14 protein-coding genes and 2 pseudogenes are annotated in these 16994 nt (G+C 61.5%); 11 read left to right on the top strand and 5 right to left on the bottom strand.

What is annotated here, in order from left to right:
* Positions 1 to 725: 725 nt before the first annotated feature.
* Together CYR55_RS17880 and CYR55_RS17875 are read left to right on the top strand one after the other, a co-directional pair.
* Positions 726 to 1043, top strand: a complete 318-nt coding sequence (locus CYR55_RS17880; RefSeq protein WP_241522184.1) for a type II toxin-antitoxin system RelE/ParE family toxin — start codon at positions 726 to 728, stop codon at positions 1041 to 1043.
* Between the two features lie 91 nt (positions 1044 to 1134).
* On the top strand, positions 1135 to 1476 hold the full coding sequence (locus CYR55_RS17875; protein WP_101817715.1) for a HigA family addiction module antitoxin: 342 nt from the start codon (positions 1135 to 1137) through the stop codon (positions 1474 to 1476).
* Between the two features lie 63 nt (positions 1477 to 1539).
* On the opposite strand, the gene abgT is transcribed toward CYR55_RS17875, so the two are convergent.
* The 3 genes from abgT to CYR55_RS17860 form a co-directional block, all read right to left on the bottom strand.
* Positions 1540 to 3063, bottom strand: a complete 1524-nt coding sequence (abgT, locus tag CYR55_RS17870) for a p-aminobenzoyl-glutamate transporter (RefSeq protein ID WP_101817714.1) — start codon at positions 3061 to 3063, stop codon at positions 1540 to 1542.
* A 76-nt stretch (positions 3064 to 3139) separates the two neighbouring features.
* Entirely contained in the window at positions 3140 to 4591 is a 1452-nt protein-coding gene (locus CYR55_RS17865; protein WP_101817713.1) for a M20 family metallopeptidase, read from the bottom strand.
* On the bottom strand, positions 4588 to 5904 hold the full coding sequence (locus CYR55_RS17860; protein ID WP_101817725.1) for a M20 family metallo-hydrolase: 1317 nt from the start codon (positions 5902 to 5904) through the stop codon (positions 4588 to 4590). Before CYR55_RS17860 ends, CYR55_RS17865 begins: the two co-directional genes overlap by 4 nt.
* Positions 5905 to 6360: 456 nt before the next feature.
* On the opposite strand from CYR55_RS17860, the gene CYR55_RS17855 reads away from it, so the two are divergent.
* The 9 genes and pseudogenes from CYR55_RS17855 to CYR55_RS17815 form a co-directional block, all read left to right on the top strand.
* Positions 6361 to 7266: a LysR family transcriptional regulator gene (locus CYR55_RS17855; protein ID WP_101817712.1), complete on the top strand. Its 906-nt coding sequence runs from the start codon at positions 6361 to 6363 to the stop codon at positions 7264 to 7266.
* Between the two features lie 117 nt (positions 7267 to 7383).
* The gene (locus tag CYR55_RS17850; protein ID WP_101817711.1) at positions 7384 to 8493 is read left to right on the top strand and encodes a suppressor of fused domain protein; all 1110 of its coding nucleotides are present in this window, start codon (positions 7384 to 7386) and stop codon (positions 8491 to 8493) included.
* 276 nt (positions 8494 to 8769) lie between these two features.
* The gene (locus CYR55_RS17845) at positions 8770 to 10164 is read left to right on the top strand and encodes a hypothetical protein (protein WP_101817710.1); all 1395 of its coding nucleotides are present in this window, start codon (positions 8770 to 8772) and stop codon (positions 10162 to 10164) included.
* On the top strand, positions 10161 to 10862 hold the full coding sequence (locus CYR55_RS17840) for a peptidoglycan-binding domain-containing protein (protein WP_101817709.1): 702 nt from the start codon (positions 10161 to 10163) through the stop codon (positions 10860 to 10862). Before CYR55_RS17845 ends, CYR55_RS17840 begins: the two co-directional genes overlap by 4 nt.
* 179 nt (positions 10863 to 11041) lie before the next feature.
* Entirely contained in the window at positions 11042 to 12049 is a 1008-nt protein-coding gene (locus CYR55_RS17835; protein ID WP_101817708.1) for a zinc-binding alcohol dehydrogenase family protein, read from the top strand.
* 186 nt (positions 12050 to 12235) lie between these two features.
* Positions 12236 to 13159, top strand: coding sequence for a glycine betaine ABC transporter substrate-binding protein OsmF (gene osmF / locus CYR55_RS17830; protein ID WP_101817707.1), 924 nt, complete (start codon positions 12236 to 12238; stop codon positions 13157 to 13159).
* Positions 13159 to 14331, top strand: coding sequence for an ABC transporter permease (locus tag CYR55_RS17825; RefSeq protein ID WP_420912739.1), 1173 nt, complete (start codon positions 13159 to 13161; stop codon positions 14329 to 14331). Before osmF ends, CYR55_RS17825 begins: the two co-directional genes overlap by 1 nt.
* Positions 14328 to 15242: pseudogene (locus tag CYR55_RS17820) on the top strand (ABC transporter ATP-binding protein); the annotation flags it as partial. The gene CYR55_RS17825 and the pseudogene CYR55_RS17820, both read left to right, overlap by 4 nt.
* A 22-nt stretch (positions 15243 to 15264) precedes the next feature.
* Positions 15265 to 15744: pseudogene (locus CYR55_RS17815) on the top strand (ABC transporter permease); the annotation flags it as partial.
* A 2-nt stretch (positions 15745 to 15746) separates the two neighbouring features.
* On the opposite strand, the gene CYR55_RS24010 reads toward CYR55_RS17815, so the two are convergent.
* Together CYR55_RS24010 and yedA are read right to left on the bottom strand one after the other, a co-directional pair.
* Positions 15747 to 15860, bottom strand: a complete 114-nt coding sequence (locus CYR55_RS24010) for a hypothetical protein (protein ID WP_241522183.1) — start codon at positions 15858 to 15860, stop codon at positions 15747 to 15749.
* Between the two features lie 65 nt (positions 15861 to 15925).
* Complete coding sequence (yedA, locus tag CYR55_RS17810) at positions 15926 to 16837, bottom strand: drug/metabolite exporter YedA (protein ID WP_101817706.1); 912 nt, start codon at positions 16835 to 16837, stop codon at positions 15926 to 15928.
* Positions 16838 to 16994: the final 157 nt, after the last annotated feature.

Genomic DNA, 16994 nt, shown 5'->3' with positions numbered 1-16994 from the left:
ACACTAGAGATGCAGACACAGGGATTTCTCATGATTTGTTGGCGCAATAATGAGATCACAAATTCCTGTGTCTGTCTTGTTTTTGTGGGGAGCCGTCAGCCCTTGCATCCCCGCGCCTTGGGTGTCCCGGCAGAATTATTGCCCGCGTAGCGGGTTCCCTCCAGCGTCCTCCGGGCTGCTCGGGCCGGGCCAGACACGCTCCCGGCGTGGCTGTCCCTCTCGCGGGCGTCCTGCCCGCTCACCCGGCCCTGCGTCCTCGTCGGCAATAATTTTAATGCCCCCACCAGTTTGCAAATTCTTGGCTATGTAAGGAAAGAGTCGATAAGAAATTTGTATTATTGATGCGGTTATAAAAATCGCAGTCACATGAAACTATAGAGCCGGGTGACTACACTGAACGCCCAAAAATCCCCCACCTACTATTTCCTCACATACTTGCTGGTTTGCAGAGGTGGTGGGGGCGTAAAAATCATTGCCGAATGGAGCCGCAGGGCCGGGCGAGCACACAGGGATGTGTGCGAGAGTCGCAGCCACGCCGGGAGCGTGTCTGCGGCGGCCCGATTAGCCCGGAGGCGGAGTGAGGGGACACGCGAGAGCGTGCAATGATTCAGCCGGGGCACCGAAAGCGCGCGGGTGCAGGGCCGGCGCGCCGGCAGGCCCTGCTCGGTTGAGGCTCGGAAAGCCGGGTAAACAAATACATATGAGCAACCGAAACAATCCACTTTATGACGATGACGGCAGCAGAGCCGCAGAAAGGCGGCAGACGCAGGGCCATCCCCCCACCAGCTAAAACTCACACACGCACTTGTGCACAGTGCAGCGGTGCATTACATTTGGCCCGAAAGCTCGACATCATAAACGCAGCAACATCCTATAAAGATTTGCGCTCACCACCCGGCAACCGCTATGAAGAGTTAAATCCCCCTTTAGAGGACTACTCTGCCATCCGGGTTAATGAGCAGTACCGGTTGATTTTTAAATGGATTGACGGAAAAGCCGTTGATCTCTACTTAGATACCCATCGTTATAAAAAGCAAAAGTAGCGCATTGGGGGCTCACGCGCAGCGTTTAGCCCCTACGCGCCAAAGGCTATCAGCCTTATAAATCTGGACATGCCCAAACAGAGAGAAGCTTATGACTCAGGCGACGCGTAAACCAACCACGGTAGGCGATGTTTTACTTTATGAATACCTGGAACCGCTTGAATTAAAAATCAACGACCTGGCCGAAATGCTGAATGTTCACCGTAATTCTGTCAGCGCACTGGTAAACAATAACCGCAAACTGACCCCTGACATGGCGTTCAGGCTGTCTGTGGTGTTTGATACCAGCGTAGACTTCTGGTTAAACCTTCAGAACAGCGTTGATATCTGGGAGATAGAAAATGATGCCCGCACGCAGGAAGAGATCAGCCGCGTGACCTCCTTAGAGGCGTATCTGGCACGTAAAGAAACCCAACAGCATCGGGTCGCATGACGGCCCGTTATCTGCCCGCCCCGCGGCATCTCAACCGGGCAGAGCGGGCGCTTACGCGGAGGCTCACATCCGCGCATACACCCCCGGCCCAATCGGCCACCCCGCCAGATACCACCCCACCAGCAGCAACAGCCACACCGCGAAGAAAATCAGCGGGTAGGGCAGCACCAGCGCATAGTAGGTGCCGAGTTTCGCGCCTTTCATATACCGCTGCAAAAAGCCGAGGAACAGCGGCACGAACGGGGAGACCGGCGCAAGCGGGAGCACCGACGAATCGGCGATGCGGAACACCACCTGCGCAAACGCCGGGTGGAACCCCAGCAACATAAACATCGGCACGAAAATCGGCGCGAGAATCGACCAGATGGCCGAACCGCTGGCAATAAACATGCACAGCAGCGCCGAAAGGAAAATCAGCCCGATAAACGCCGGTACCCCGGTCATGCCCGCCGCCTGCAGCAGATCCGTCAGCCCTACCGCCATAAACCGGCCCATATTGCTCCAGTTGAACAGCGCGACAAATTGCGCCAGCGGGAACACCATCACAATAAACCCGGCCATGTTTTTCATCGGGTCCACCAGCAGGGCCGGCAGGTCACCCTGGCGGCGGATCTGCCCGGTCACCATGCCGTAAGGCACCGACACCACAAAAAAGAACAGGATGATGATCGGCACAATGCCCTGGATAAACGGCGAAGGAATAATCGCGCCGTTGGTGGGGTTACGCAGCGGCGCGCCCTCCGGCACCACCAGCAGCGCCATCACGGCGATAAACAGCAGCGCGGCGAGGCCGCTGGCGCGCAGCCCACGGTTCTGTTGGGGCGTCAGTTGCGCCAGGCGCTCACTCTGCCCGCCGTGGTAGGGCGGCAGGCGCGGCTCCACCAGCTTGTCGGTGATCAGCGCGCCCACCACCGTGAGCACCATCACCGAGGCGGCCATAAAGTACCAGTTGTCGATCACGCTGACGTGTACCGCCGGGTCGATTGCCTTCGCCGCTTCGGTGCTCAGGCCGGAGAGCAGCACATCCGTGGTCACAATCAGCAGGTTTGCCGTGAAGCCGCAGCCCACCCCGGCAATTGCCGCCAGCAGCCCGGCCACCGGGTGCCGGCCCACCGCCAGGAAAATCAACGCCCCCAGCGGCGGCATCACCACCAGCGCCGCATCGGAGGAGATATGGCTGAAAAAGGCGATGAAAATCACCATATAGCTGGCAAAACGCGCCTGCACGCCGGAGGCCATTTTATACATCAGCGTCTGTAACAGCCCGACGCGCTCCGCCAGCCCGGCCCCCAGCACCAGCGCCAGGATCGCCCCCAGCGGGGTAAACCCGCTGAAATTCTTAATCACGTTCGGCAGCATCCATTGCAGCCCTTCCACGCTGAGCAGGTTCTTCACCCGGATAATCTCCCCGTTGGCCGGGTTAACCGCCGTCAGCCCGGCCCAGGCAATCAGCGCACTGGCGATCATCAATGCCGCAATCAGGTAGATAAACAGCAAAAACGGATGCGGGATGGTATTGCCGATGCGCTCGATCCAGCCGAGCAGGCCGCCCGGCCTCTGCTTACTCTCTTCTGCTGCAAGACTCATGCATAACCCTCTGTCTGTGGTGCTTTTATCGTGATGGAGATGAGGGGCAGGCGGGGAACGGCCGCCTGCCCGCCACTCAGGTTGCCAGCGGGGAGGGGGTAACCCCGGCCGGAATCGGGCAGTGGTAAGGGCGCGCCTGCCGCTGCCGCTGCTGTTCTTCCCGGCAGCGCGCCAGCAGCGCGGGCTCCTCCAACAACCGCAGGGCGGTGGCGGCCATGACTTTGGCGGCCAGCACCATGCCTTTATGGGCCAGCGACGTCCGCCCCTGTGACACCGTCTGCCAGGTGTGCAGCGGGGTGCCGAGCGCAAAGCAGGGGGTGAAGCACTGGGCGGTGGGCACCAGCCAGCTGACATCACCGACGTCAGTGGAGCCGTAGAGGATCTGCGCGTTGGGCTGGTAAGGGGCGACGTCCTCCACCAGCGCCTTGCCGCGTAGCCCCTCGGCGTAGGCGCGGCCCGCGTCGCCGCCGGTACGGGCGATGCCCTGGAGGTTGCTGGCGATCTCCTCCTCGCTCAGCGTGGCCTGGATCGCGGCGGCAAACCGCTGTTCCTCCTCGCTGTAACGCGGCGCGCCAAACGCCTGCAAACAACCATACATCGCCTGCTCCAGCGTGCGGTTGGGTTCATAGTTGGAGCAGGCTTTCTCCACCGTGACCGTCATCTGCGTGCCGGTCATCAGCGCCGCGCCGCGCGCGACATCGATCACCCGCTGGTACACCGCCTGCGCCTGATCGATGCGCGGCGCACGTACCAGATAGAGCACCGCAGCATCGGCCTGCACCACATTAGGCGACACGCCGCCGGTGTGGGTCACGGCGTAATGCAGCCGCGCCTCCGGGATGATGTGCTCACGCAGGAAGTTGCTGCCGGTGTTCATCAGCGTGACGGCGTCCAGCGCGCTGCGGCCGAGGTACGGGGCAGCGGCGGCATGGGCGGCCACGCCTTTGAAGCGGAAAGAGGCCTGGATATTTGCCAGCGTGGGGTTGCTGAACATGCCGCAGAAAGTCTCCGGGTGCCAGGTCAGCGCCGCATCGGCATCATCAAACAGCCCCTCGCGCGCCATAAAGGTTTTGCCGGAGCCGCCTTCCTCGCCGGGGCAGCCGTAAACCCGCACCGTGCCCGCCTGCGGGTGCTGTTCCAGCCACGCTTTAACCGCCAGTGCGCCGCCCAGCGCAGCGGTGCCGAGCAGATTATGGCCGCAGCCGTGGCCGTTGCCGTTCTCCACCAGCGGCTGCGGCGTAGTGGCGCCCGCCTGCTGGCTCAGCCCGGCCAGCGCGTCAAACTCCGCCAGCAGCGCGATCACCGGCTTGCCCTCACCGAACGAGGCGATGAAGGCGGTCTCCATGCCGCCGACGCCGCGCTCAACGCAAAAACCCGCCTGCGCCAGGGCGTCCGCCAGCTGCGCGGACGACACCTGCTCCTGAAAACGCGTCTCCGGGTGATCCCAGATCGCGTCACTCAGCGCAGTCAGCAAGGGTTGCTGCCTCTCCACCTGGTCGCCGACAAAGGCGATCGTTTCTGGGTTCATGCCTCCTCCGGGAAATCGCGGATGTTCAGTGCCAGCGTCGCCAGGGTTTTTATCGCCACCGCCATCACGCTTTCGTCAAAATCAAACCGCTCGTTGTGGTGCCCGGCGCTGAGATCGCAGCCAAACACCATGTAGGAGGCCAGCCCGCCGTGCGCCTTGACGCGCTCCATCAGGTAGGTGGCATCTTCAGAGCCGGCGGCGGCGTCCTGCCGGTCGACTACCTGCACCAGCTCCGGGATCGCCTCTGCCTGCCGGTGGATGAAACGCACCCAGGGCGCGCTGGGCTTGCTGCTCTGTGCCGCGCCCATCAGCGTTACCTCATGGGTGACGCCGTGCATGGCCGCAGCCCCGGCCACCACGTTCATCGCCTGCTGGAAGATGAACTCATTCACCGCGTTGGTCGCGCCGCGTGTCTCGACTTTCATCGCGGCCTGCGACGGTACCACATTGCGGCCGCTGCCCGCCTGCAACACGCCGACATTGATGCGTGACGCCCCGGCGCTGTGGCGCGGCAGGCTGTGCAGGCCAAGGGCCGCCTGCGCCGCCGCCAGCAGCGCGTTGCGCCCCTCTTCAGGCTTGCCGCCCGCGTGGGCCGCGACGCCGGTAAAGGTGACATCAAATTTCGTGGTCGCCATAAAGGTGTCGTTGCCGCACACCAGGTGCCCGGCCGGTACGCCGGTGCCGATGTGGATGGCGGTGAAGAAATCCACATCATCCACCACCCCGGCTTCCGCCATCGATTTCGCGCCGCGCGTGCCCTCTTCGGCAGGCTGGAAAATCAGCTTGATGGTGCCGCACAGCTGGTCACGCATCGCCATCAGCACCTGCGCCAGCCCGATGCCGATAGTGGTGTGGCCGTCATGGCCGCAGGCGTGCATCATGCCGGGGTTGCAGGAGGCGAAACCGTCGCGGAACGGGCGGTGCTGGTCATCCTGCTGCTCATTCAGGTCGAGCGCGTCCATGTCCACGCGAAAGCCGACCACCGGGCCGGGGCGGCCGGTCGAAAGCGTCGCAACGATGCCGGTGAAACCGCCGGAGAAGGCGGGCAGCCAGCGTGCCACCGCGCCCTGGGCCAGCGCCCGCTGCTCCTGCTCCCGCAGCACCGCCTCCGGCGGCAGGCCCATCCGGGCATCGGCCTTGATCACCTCCCGGCCCAGTTGCAGGTGATACCCCAGCTGCGACAGCGTGTCGGCGACTTTGCTGGCGGTGCGGAACTCCAGCCAGCCCGACTCGGCATACTGGTGCAGGTCGCGCCGCCAGGCGGTCAGGATGGGGGCCAGCGCACTGACCTGTTGTGATAATTCGCATGACATAACGTCGGTGTCTGTTTCTGTGATGTGGCTGGTCATAACGCTCCCGTAAAGAAAAGTGGCATGAAGAGATAAAGCAGAATCCGCAGAGATAAGTTTTTGTTATCACCTCCGCAGGCGGGAGCGGGGAGGGGTGGCGCAGTGGGCGGCCCCCATACCGGTCTCCGGCCTGCTGAGGGCAGCAGCCCGCGGCAACCCGTTGCCGTTCACGCACCTGGTGCGATCGCGGAAGCGGTATTGCCTTACCCGTCATGGTTGTTGCCGTGATAAAAGGGCCGGAAAGCGGCCGGGCCGGCGCGGTGGCCGACTGCCGGGGCGTCAGTGGGGGTCTGCGCCCGCGGTCAGGGGTATGTTTAATCAGACTGATTTTCAATCAGGCTGGTTTTCAATGTACACAACCTCGCCAACACCGATAAGATGCCAAAATCTTTCTGGTGATAAACAAGGGTTATCAGCGTTATGGCCTCCCCGATTAAATTGCACCAACTGCGCGCCTTTGTGGAAGTGACCCGGCAGGGCAGCATCCGCGCCGCCGCCCGCCTGCTCAGCCTGTCACAACCGGCGCTGACCAAGGCGATCAAAGAGCTGGAGGAGGGCCTCGGCGCGCGGCTGTTCATCCGCCACCGGCAGGGCGTGCAGCTCACAGAGTGCGGCGAGGCCTTTTTCCGCCACGCCAGCCTGATCCTTGAGGAGTTGCGCGCCGCGCAGGAGGACATCCAGCAGCGGCTGGGCAACATCGGCGGCCGGGTGAGCATCGGCGTCGGGGCCAGCGTGGCGCGCACCATCATGCCGGAGGTGATTACCCGCTTTCACCGGGCGTACCCGCACGTCAAGGTGCGGGTGCTGGAGGGGCAACTGGTATCGATGATCCCGGAGCTGCGGCAGGGCGAACTGGATTTCACCATCAACACCTATTACCACGCCTCGTTTGATAACGAACTGCTGTATGAAAAGCTGATGGACAAGGAGTACCGGGTGGTGGGCCGCCGCGGCCACCCCTGCGCCGGGACGCGCACGATGCAGGAACTGATGCAGTGTGACTGGACGCTGCCGACGCCGCGCGGCAGCTACTACAAACAGCTGGTGGATCTGTTCGGCAGCCTCGGCGTGATGCCCACCGTCAGCGTCACCTGCGAGACCTTTATGTCCAGCACCAGTCTGCTGGCAAAAAGTGATTTTCTCAGCATCCTGCCGGTGGATGTGATTGAAGACCCGATCCTCGGCCAGCAACTGATGGCGTTTGACCTCGACCTACCGCTGCCCCCGGCAACGTTCTACCTGATCCAGCGCAAAGAGACGGCGCTGACGCCGATGAGCGCCCATCTGGCGAACCTGTTCCGCCAGCACTGCCGCCCCAGGGCGTGACCAGCACGACTTTTCTGGCCGTAAGGGCAATTTTTGGGAGTTTTGCCCGTGCGCGGGGTGGGAAAGGCGTTCTACACTTCGTTTAATGCGAGGAACATACGATTTTATTGAGGTGTCATGCGCCAGTCAGAATTGATCGCCGAAGTCAGCAACCATAAACAGACACTTATTGCCGTGGTCGAACAAGATGACCGGGTGGTCTATTTCTACCTCTATGCGCAGGGAGAGATGCGCGAACGCTTCCCCGGTATGCGCGCCTGCTGGGTACGCAACCTGCAACCCGCCCCGGCCACCGAAGACCACGCCGCCACTGAACAGGGGCTGGCACCCATGATGCCCGCCGCCTACTGCCGCAGCCTGGACGGCGAGCCGCCGCTGCACCCGGACGGCATCCAGGTTATCTGGAACGAAAGTGATGACGGCGCGGCGCTCTGGTACCACGGCCAACTGCTGGCGGTGGTGCCGGGCTGGAGCCTCTACATCGACCACCAGGTGAGCTACGCCGCCAGTTGCCTGAAAGAGAACGGCAGCACCTTCCCGCTCGGTTCCGCCTCCACCAACCAGCAATATGCACGGGCAGAAGAGACGCGCCACTTCTGGCGCACCTGGCAGCACCAGCATGAACACCACCCGTGGCAGAAACTCCAACAGCAGTTTATGGAGCGCTACGAGGCGCGTTTCGGCCCCTCGGTGAAATATTACGCCATCGATCAGGGCAGCTGGCCGCCGATGGCCATCTCGCAGCATGAGCATAACGGCGTCTATTACTTCCTGACGCTGGGCGTCAGTATCCGTCCGATGCCGTGCGTGGAGATCCTGTTCAATGACGATGCCGGTGACTACCGCCGTATGGAAATGGCGTTTGCGGTGGAAGCGCAGTACGTGACCGAGCAGAGCGCGGTACAGATGGCGAGCGCGCTGTCTGGTTTTGCGCAACTGCCGTGGACCACCATCAACTGGCTGGGCGAAGGGCATACCGTGGAGTCGCCGATGGCGCCGCAGGGCTACGAGGGCTTTGTGCTCTCTGATGCGCTCTGCTCCCCGGCCAGCAAGGTGTCGATGCCCACGGTATATGGTGACAAGGTCAACCTTTACTGGGCCAGCCCGATCTTTACCCCGGAGCGTGAATTCGCCCACAGCCAGCCGAACGGCGGCTTTGAGCTGGTGAAAAAACTGATCGAAGCGGACGTCGGCCACATCTTTGTGCCGCGCGGCCCGGTGCTGTAACCCTGCCGGAGGGGCGTTATGCCCCTCTTTTTATGAAATTTTCATCCCTTATGTCGCTTATCATTTTCATGATTATGAAATAATTTCTGAGCGAAACAATAAGCTATGAAATGATATGTCGCCGCCTTCTCAAAACTTCGCCTGTTATGCTTATTCAATATTATCCAGCGGTAAAAAGCGGGTGTACATCAGAAACGTTAATATCAGCAGAATTAACCTGACCCCTCCCTGTTCCGGGAGGAATAAAAAGCATTTCCGGTATTTTCCGGAGGAAAAATGTTTCACTCTATCTACACTCATCACGAGCAGGTAATTTTTTTTTTATTCTCTGTGGTGTTAGGCGGTGCCTTGCCGGTGGGTATTTATATCGGCCGGAAAAACATCCGCGCCATCCGTTCCGCGCTGCTGCTGGAATTAGATGACGTCTTTGGGCTCTCTGCCAAAAAAAGTATCCCTTCAATGGAGGTGATGAAATATAAATATAATGTTAATGAGGAAGGCAATGGTAATACGGCAGATGAAGACGGCGTTTTGGTCTATTACATTGTGCCTGTGGTGCTTTATACCTGTCTGGCGACAGGCTGCTTCTATATTTCTCTTCATACGATTTATCATGTTTATAAGATGAGTGTTGAGGATCTAAAAGAGGGTGAATACCTGTCCCGTATGGTGTTTACTTTTACCTTTTTAGGTGCTTACCTCTGGACAATGCAATACCTGCTGCGGCGGGTGGCGAATTTTGATCTGTCGCCCGTTTCCTATTTTCGCGCCTTTTTCCGTATTTTATTGCCGCTGGTGATTGTCGGGGCAATCTATTACAGCGGTGTGATGAATGCAGAAATTAAAGCAGCGGAAAACAGTGTCCAAACAGCAGCGGCTCCCGCTCCGGGTGCAACAGGGACGGCTCCGGCAGCGGTTACTGCTGACCGGACTGCACCTGAGACTGCCCAGACCCCCTCTGATAACAAGCAGGCAGCAGTGAATAAAGCCGGCAGTACTACCCTGATGATTGTGGCGATTGCGTTACTGGTCGGACTGTTTCCGCTGGCATTTATCGATGTATTGATTGCACGCTTCCCATATCTGGCGCTACGACGGGTATATAAAGAGGATAAGCGGCTGATGAAGGATTATCCGCTGGATATGATCATTGGTATCGATCCCTATATGAAGTTCAGATTGGAAGAGTTTGAAATAGGGGATGTACAAAATCTGGCGACCGCCAACCCTATTCAATTGTTTGTTGAGACCCCTTACGGGCTCTATGAAATAATGGACTGGATAGCACAGGCGCAATTAATCATCGCCGTCGGCTCGAAAAAAACACTCCAGTTGCGTGAACTGAATATCCGGACGGTATTTGATCTTTTGCTTATTGGCCCGAATCACGACTTACGCACCCGGCTATATCGCATTCTGCTGGGTGATCCTGCCGTGGAGCTGATGGCTATCCCGGATTCCTGTCCCCTGAGTAAACAGTCCTGTCCAATAAGTAACAGTGGTGATGCGTTGGACAATATGATTAACCTCATCTGCAGCGACCTGTATATCGCGCGGTTATGGCAGATCTGGCGGGTTATCTATCAGAAAATCAGCGAGTCAGAATCAGCTTCTTTACCCTCGCCACCGAATGCAATACTCACTAAAATCCAGGCAGGTAAATCCTCATGAACACAAACCTTGATATGTTGGCCCTGGCGAAAAGTCGTCTGGGTGAAAACTACATCCATGTTGTCGTACCGAAAAATAACCCAAACTGGCATAACGCCTGGGATTGTGCCGAATTCACGTCCTGGCTGGCTTATCAGATGACAGAAACGCTGTATGGCTGCGTCAATAACCATAATCACCCGGCCAGTGCCGACGCTTATTCGGGAGCCTGGGAACGTGATGCGAAAGAGCAGGTGCTGATACCCTCGACACTGGAGGAAGCGTTTACCACGGCTGGTGTGTTTCTGGTGCGTAAACCGCCCCTGTCGGGAAAAATGGGGCATGTGGCTATGTCAGATGGTCAAGGCGGCACCGTGGAAGCGGCTGGGAAGCAAAGTGGGGTAATGCATGGAAAAGTGGAAGGCCGGCTTTGGCACTATTACGCCAAATTGCCTGCGCTGATTTACCTGGCGGGCCAACCGGGCACCGTGAATAGCGCATTGCCGCTGTTATTACAACTTACCAATCCATTAACGACATCGCCGTTGGTGGGGCAGGTGCAGCAGGCACTGAAACACGCAGGGTTTGATCCGGGGCCGGTTGACAATACTTACGGCCCGATGACCATCGCGGCCGTGGCAGCCTTTCAGGAAGCCAATAATCTGGTTTCTGACGGGATTATTGGGCCGCTGACCCTGCAAAAACTGGGGCTGAATTAATTTTCCCATGCCGGCTGATTGCCCGTCCCGCCGTCAGAGGCCGGAGCGGGCTTTCCCATTTTCACTCCTGCAATGAAACTGTTACCCGGTAACCCGGCTGTATCCGGCTGGTTGGGGCGGCTATGCTTGAGGCCTGAGGTGCGCAGCGGCGCACTGCCACAAATCTGAAGGAGCTGAAGATGAAAGCCATTGCCTATGAGCAACCCGGTTTGCCGATTAACGACCCTCGGGCGCTGTTTGATACTGACCTGCCTGAGCCGCAACCCGGCGCGCGTGACCTGCGGGTGCAGGTGAAAGCGATTGCCGTGAACCCGGTGGATACCAAAGTGCGGGCAAACGGCGAAACCAACGGGCCGCGCGTGCTGGGCTGGGACGTCGCCGGGGTGGTGGAGTCGGTGGGGCCGGAAGTCACGCTGTTCAAACCGGGTGATGAGGTGTTTTACGCCGGGTCGATTATCCGCCCCGGCTGCTACAGCGAGCTTCATCTGGTGGATGAGCGCATCGTCGGCCGTAAACCCACTTCGCTTAACTTTGCTGACAGCGCCGCGCTGCCGCTGACCGCCATCACCGCCTGGGAGCTGCTGTTTGACCGGCTCGGCGTCACGGAGCAGGGCGGCGAGGGCGAGACGCTGTTGATTGTCGGCGCGGCAGGCGGCGTCGGCTCGATCCTCACCCAGCTGGCACGCCAGCTGACCCGCATGACAGTCGTCGGCACCGCCTCACGCGGCGAGACGCAGGCGTGGGTAGCGCAACAGGGCGCGCACCATGTGATCGACCACCATCAGCCGCTGGCCCCGCAGCTTAAGGCGCTCGGCATTGAGCAGGTGACGCACGTCGCCAGCCTGACCCACACCGACAGCCACTACGCGCAGCTGGTAGAGGTGCTGGCCCCGCAGGGCAAACTGGGGCTGATTGATGACCCGGCCTCGCTGGACGCTATGCCGCTCAAGCGCAAGGCGATTTCCCTGCACTGGGAACTGATGTTCACCCGCTCAATGTTTGAAACGCCGGACATGATCAAACAGCATGAACTGCTGAACCGCGTGGCCGATTTGCTGGACAGCGGGGTGCTGCGCACCACCGTTGGCCAGCATTTCGGCACCATCAATGCGGAAAACCTGCGGCGCGCCCATGCGTTGCTGGAGTCCGGCGCGTCCCGCGGCAAAACGGTGCTGGAAGGCTTCTGATCCCCGTTTTCCCCTGCCCGGCAGGCGCCCGCCTGCCGGTTTTCCCCTGTGCGGCACTTCTCCGAAAAACGCGGTTTTGCCGCACCGTTCACCTTCACGGCTGGTCAGCCGGGAAATCGCGGCTATCCTTTTGACAGCAAGCATGTTTATCCAGGGCAGCACGATCTGATTATCAGGAGGAGTTCCATGTCCCGTTCCACCCTTATCGGGCGCTGGCTGGCGGTGGCGCTGGTCGCCGTGTCCGGGCTGGCGCAGGCGGCTGACGCCGTGCGCGTCGGCTCGAAAATTGATACCGAAGGCTCTCTGCTCGGCAACCTGATCATTCAGGTGCTGGAGGCCAACGGCATCAAAACCACCAACCGCCTGCAACTCGGCAACACCAAAGTGGTGCGCGGGGCAATCACCGCCGGTGAAATCGACATCTACCCCGAATACACCGGCAACGGCGCGTTCTTCTTCTCGCAGGACAGCGACCCGGCCTGGAAAAATGCCCAGGCGGGCTATGACAAGGTGAAACAGCTCGACTACGACCAGAACAAGATTGTCTGGCTCGACCCGGCCCCGGCCAATAACACCTGGACGATTGCGGTGCGCCAGGATCTGGCGCAGCAGAACCACCTGACCAGCCTGGATGACCTCGGCAAATACATCAGCCACGGCGGCACCTTTAAACTGGCGGCCTCGGCGGAGTTTATCGAGCGGCCGGACGCGCTGCCCGCTTTCCAGCAGGCGTACCACTTCACCCTGAAGCAGGATCAGCTGCTGTCGCTGGCGGGCGGTGACACTGCCGTGACCATCAAAGCCGCCGCAGAGCAGACTTCCGGCGTCAACGCCGCCATGGCCTACGGCACCGACGGCCCGGTGGCGGCGCTGGGGCTGCAAACCCTGAGCGACCCGCAGGGCGTGCAGCCGATCTACGCCCCGGCGCCGATCATCCGCGAAGCGGTGCTCAACCAGCATAAAAACATCCCGGCGCTGCTGAAACCGGTGTTTGCCTCACTCGACGGCCCGACGCTGCAAAAACTCAACGCGCAGATTGCCGTCGGCGGGCGTGATGCGAAAAAAGTGGCGCAGAAATACCTGAAAGACAAAGGCTTCGTGAAATCCTGATGCCGGACGTGCAGACCATGCCCCGCCTGAACCCGGTGCTGCTGTTGCTGGCGGTGCTGCTGGCGCTGGCGCTCGCCGGGCTGGGGTTCGTCAGCCATGCGCCGAACCGGCTGGTGTCGGGTGAGTCGATGGGCCTGCTGTCACTGCTGCACGGTGGGGGCTGGCTGCGGTTGCTGCCGCTGGCGGGGCTGGCGGTGACGGCCTGTTTGCCGCCCCGGCGCACTACCTCGCTGGCGGCGCTGCTGCTGGCGGAGGCGCTGCTGTTTACCCTGACGCAACAGGCGGGGCTGACGGCGCAGGCGCTCTCCGGCGGGGAGGAGAGCATTGCGCGCACCTCGCTGGGGGGCGGGTACTGGGCAGCGGCGGCGCTGTGCCTGCTGATCGGCTCAGATGCGGTCACCCACATCACGGCACAGCGCGGCCTGCGGCTGTTGCTGGGGGCGCAGATGGTGCTGCCGGTGGTGGCGCTGCTGGTCAGCGGGCGGTTGGACGCGCTGTCGCTGATGCAGGAGTACGCCAACCGCGAAGAGGTATTCAATGATGCGCTGTGGCAGCACCTCGGCTTGTTGGGCGGCACGCTGTTGCCGTCGCTGCTGATCGGGCTGCCGCTCGGCGTGCTCTGTTACCGCTCCGCCCGCTGGCGTGCGCCGCTGTTCCCGCTGCTCAATATTATCCAGACCATCCCGTCGATTGCGCTGTTCGGCCTGCTGCTCGCCCCGCTGGCCGGGCTGGCGGCCGCCTGGCCGTGGCTCGGGCGGCTCGGCATCAGCGGCATCGGCACTGCGCCGGCGATTATCGCGCTGGTGCTCTACTCGCTGCTGCCTTTGGTGCGCAGCGTGGTGGCGGGGCTGGCGTCCGTTCCCGCCCATGTGCAGGAGGCCGCACGCGGCATGGGCATGACGCGCGGCCAGCTGTTCCGGCAGGTGCTGCTGCCGCTGGCGCTGCCGGTGATCCTCTCCGGCGTGCGGGTGGTGGCGGTGCAGACCGTGGGGCTGGCGATGGTGGCGGCGTTGATTGGCGCAGGCGGCTTCGGGGCCATTATGTTCCAGGGGCTGCTGAGCAGCGCGCTGGATCTGGTGCTGCTCGGGGTGATCCCGGTGGTGCTGATGGCGGTGGTCATCGACGGCTTGTTTACGTTTCTTGTTTCGGTATTGGAACCCCCCCGCAGATGATTCAGTTTTCGCAGGTAAGCAAATTCTACGCCGGTAAACCGGTGGTGGATGACCTGACGCTCACCATCGCCGACGGCGAATTCACCGTATTGATCGGCACCTCCGGTTCCGGCAAATCCACCACGCTGAAGATGATTAACCGGCTGGTGGAGCATGACCGCGGCAAAATTCTGTTCGCCGGTGAGGAGATCCACGCCTTCAAACCGCAGGATTTGCGGCGGCGCATGGGGTATGCCATCCAGTCGATTGGGCTGTTCCCGCACTGGACGGTGGAGCAGAACATCGCCACCGTGCCGCAGCTGCTGAAATGGCCGAAGGCGAAAATCCGCGATCGCGTCACCGAACTGCTGGCGCTGCTGCACCTCGAGCCGGAACTGTTCCGCGGCCGCTACCCGCACCAGCTCTCCGGCGGGCAGCAGCAGCGGGTCGGGGTGGCGCGGGCGCTGGCGGCTGACCCGGAAGTGCTGCTGATGGATGAGCCGTTCGGCGCGCTCGACCCGGTGACCCGCAGCGCATTGCAGGAGGAGGTGGCGCGCATCCACCAGATCTCCGGGCGCACCGTGGTGCTGGTGACCCATGACATCGACGAGGCGCTGGCGCTGGCTGACCGCATTGTGCTGCTGGATCAGGGCCGGGTGGTGCAGCAGGGCACGCCGCTGGCGCTGTTGCAGCAACCCGCCAGTGCCTTTGTGCGGGACTTCTTTGGCCGCAGCGATCTCGGCATCAAGCTGCTGGCGCAGGCGCAGGTGGCGCAACGGGTGCGGCCGGGCCGGGCGACCGGGGAGCCGGTGGCCGCCAGCCTGACGCTGCGCGATGCGCTGTCGCTGTTTGTGGCGCGCGGCACCCGCTGCCTGCCGGTGGCGGACGATCAGGGGCGGCCGCTCGGCGTGCTGCATCTGGAGGATCTGGTGGAGGAGGGCGGCAATGGGCGCGGAGACGCTGGTGGCGATGGGGCAGACGTTCCCGCCGGTGGCGGTGCTGGCGGTGGCGGTACCGGTGATGGGCTTCAGCGAGAAACCGGCGATTCTGGCGCTGGTGCTGTATGGCCTGCTGCCGGTGGTGCAGGGCACGCTGGCCGGGCTGGGGTCTGTCCCGGCGGCCAGCCGTGAGGTGGCGCTCGGTGTCGGCATGAGCCGTTGGCAGATGCTGATGCGCGTCGAGCTGCCGCTGGCCGCGCCGGTGATCATTACCGGCATCCGCACCTCAGTGATCGTCAACATCGGCACGGCAGCCATCGCTTCCAGCGTCGGCACCCAGAGCCTCGGCTCACCGATTGTGATTGGCCTGAGCGGCTTCAATACCGCCTACGTATTGCAGGGGGCGATTCTGGTGGCGTTGCTGGCGATTGTCACCGATATGCTGTTTGAACGCTGGGCCGCCGTGCTGCAACAGCGGCGCGGCCCCGGCGGCTGAGATCAGGCCGGCGGGCCGATCAGCACCGCATACCCGGCCAGCATCACGCCGCCGATGGCACCGAGCGCCATCAGTGACACCAGACCGATCACGATTTTTTTTGCAACATGGTTCATTTTGTTATCCTTTGGTTAGCAGCAGGATTATAGAGCTTTTCACCCTGCTGACAACCAACATGGCCTCAGCCTTTCACCGGGGCAACCGTGGCCGGGCGGAACAGCAGCTTGCCGAGCGTCACCAGCAGCACCGCCGCCAGAATCACCGCCAGCGCCAGCCACTCAATCGCCGTGAGCCGCTCCCCGCCCAGGCTGATGCCAATCAGCACCGCCACCATCGGGTTAACGTAGGCGTAACTGGTCGCCAGCGCCGGGCGCACATTTTTCAGCAGATACATATAGGCGCTGACGGCAACCACCGAGCCGAACAGAATCAGGTAGCCCAGCGCCAGCAGGCTTGGCGTTGAGGGTGTGCCCGCGAGCTTTTCGCCGTGCAGCCAACTGGTCAGCAGCAGCACGGCGCCCGCAATCAGCATCTCCGCCGCCCCGGCCATCGGCCCGGTGGGCAGCGGCAGGCGCGCACTCCAGACGGAGCCGAACGCCCAGCTCAGCGAGGCGATCAGAATCAGCCCGGCGCCCCACGGGTTCCCGGCCAGGTTATGCCCGGTGTTCAGCAGCACGATGCCCACCAGCCCAATGGCCACGCCGCTCCACTCCACGCGGCTGTGCGCGATGCCCCACAACCGGCTGAAACAGAGGGTAAACAGCGGCACCGTGGCCACCATCACCGCCGCAATGCCGGACGGCACCTGCATATGTTCCGCCACCGTCACCAGCCCGTTGCCTACCGCCAGCAGCAGCACGCCAATCACCCCGGCCGCCAGCCATTGTTTGCCGGTCGGCAGCGCATGGCCGCGCAGCAGCAGGAATGCAAACAGCAGTACCCCGCCGCACAGGTAACGGATGCCGGCCAGCATCAGCGGCGGGAAGCTCTCCACCCCAATGCGGATGGCGAAATAGGTGGAACCCCAGATAATGTAAAGGGCAAACAGGGAGCCAAGCAGCAGCCAGAACGCGCGCCGGGAGGTGTCAGTCATGGGAGTGGGTCATCCGTGAAGGGAGAAAAAGAGGCCACTAGATAACAACATTGTTACATCTTCTGCAACCCAAACATCGCTGCACCTGCTGCCATCCAAACCGGGCGATGGCTGTTTTTGCCGCCTTTCTTCAACGTAAGTCAAATTTTCTGCCCCC

Origin of the sequence: Chimaeribacter californicus (genome assembly GCF_002858675.1) — a bacterium.
GTDB lineage: Bacteria > Pseudomonadota > Gammaproteobacteria > Enterobacterales > Enterobacteriaceae > Chimaeribacter > Chimaeribacter californicus.
This window is presented reverse-complemented; position numbering and strand designations above follow the sequence as displayed.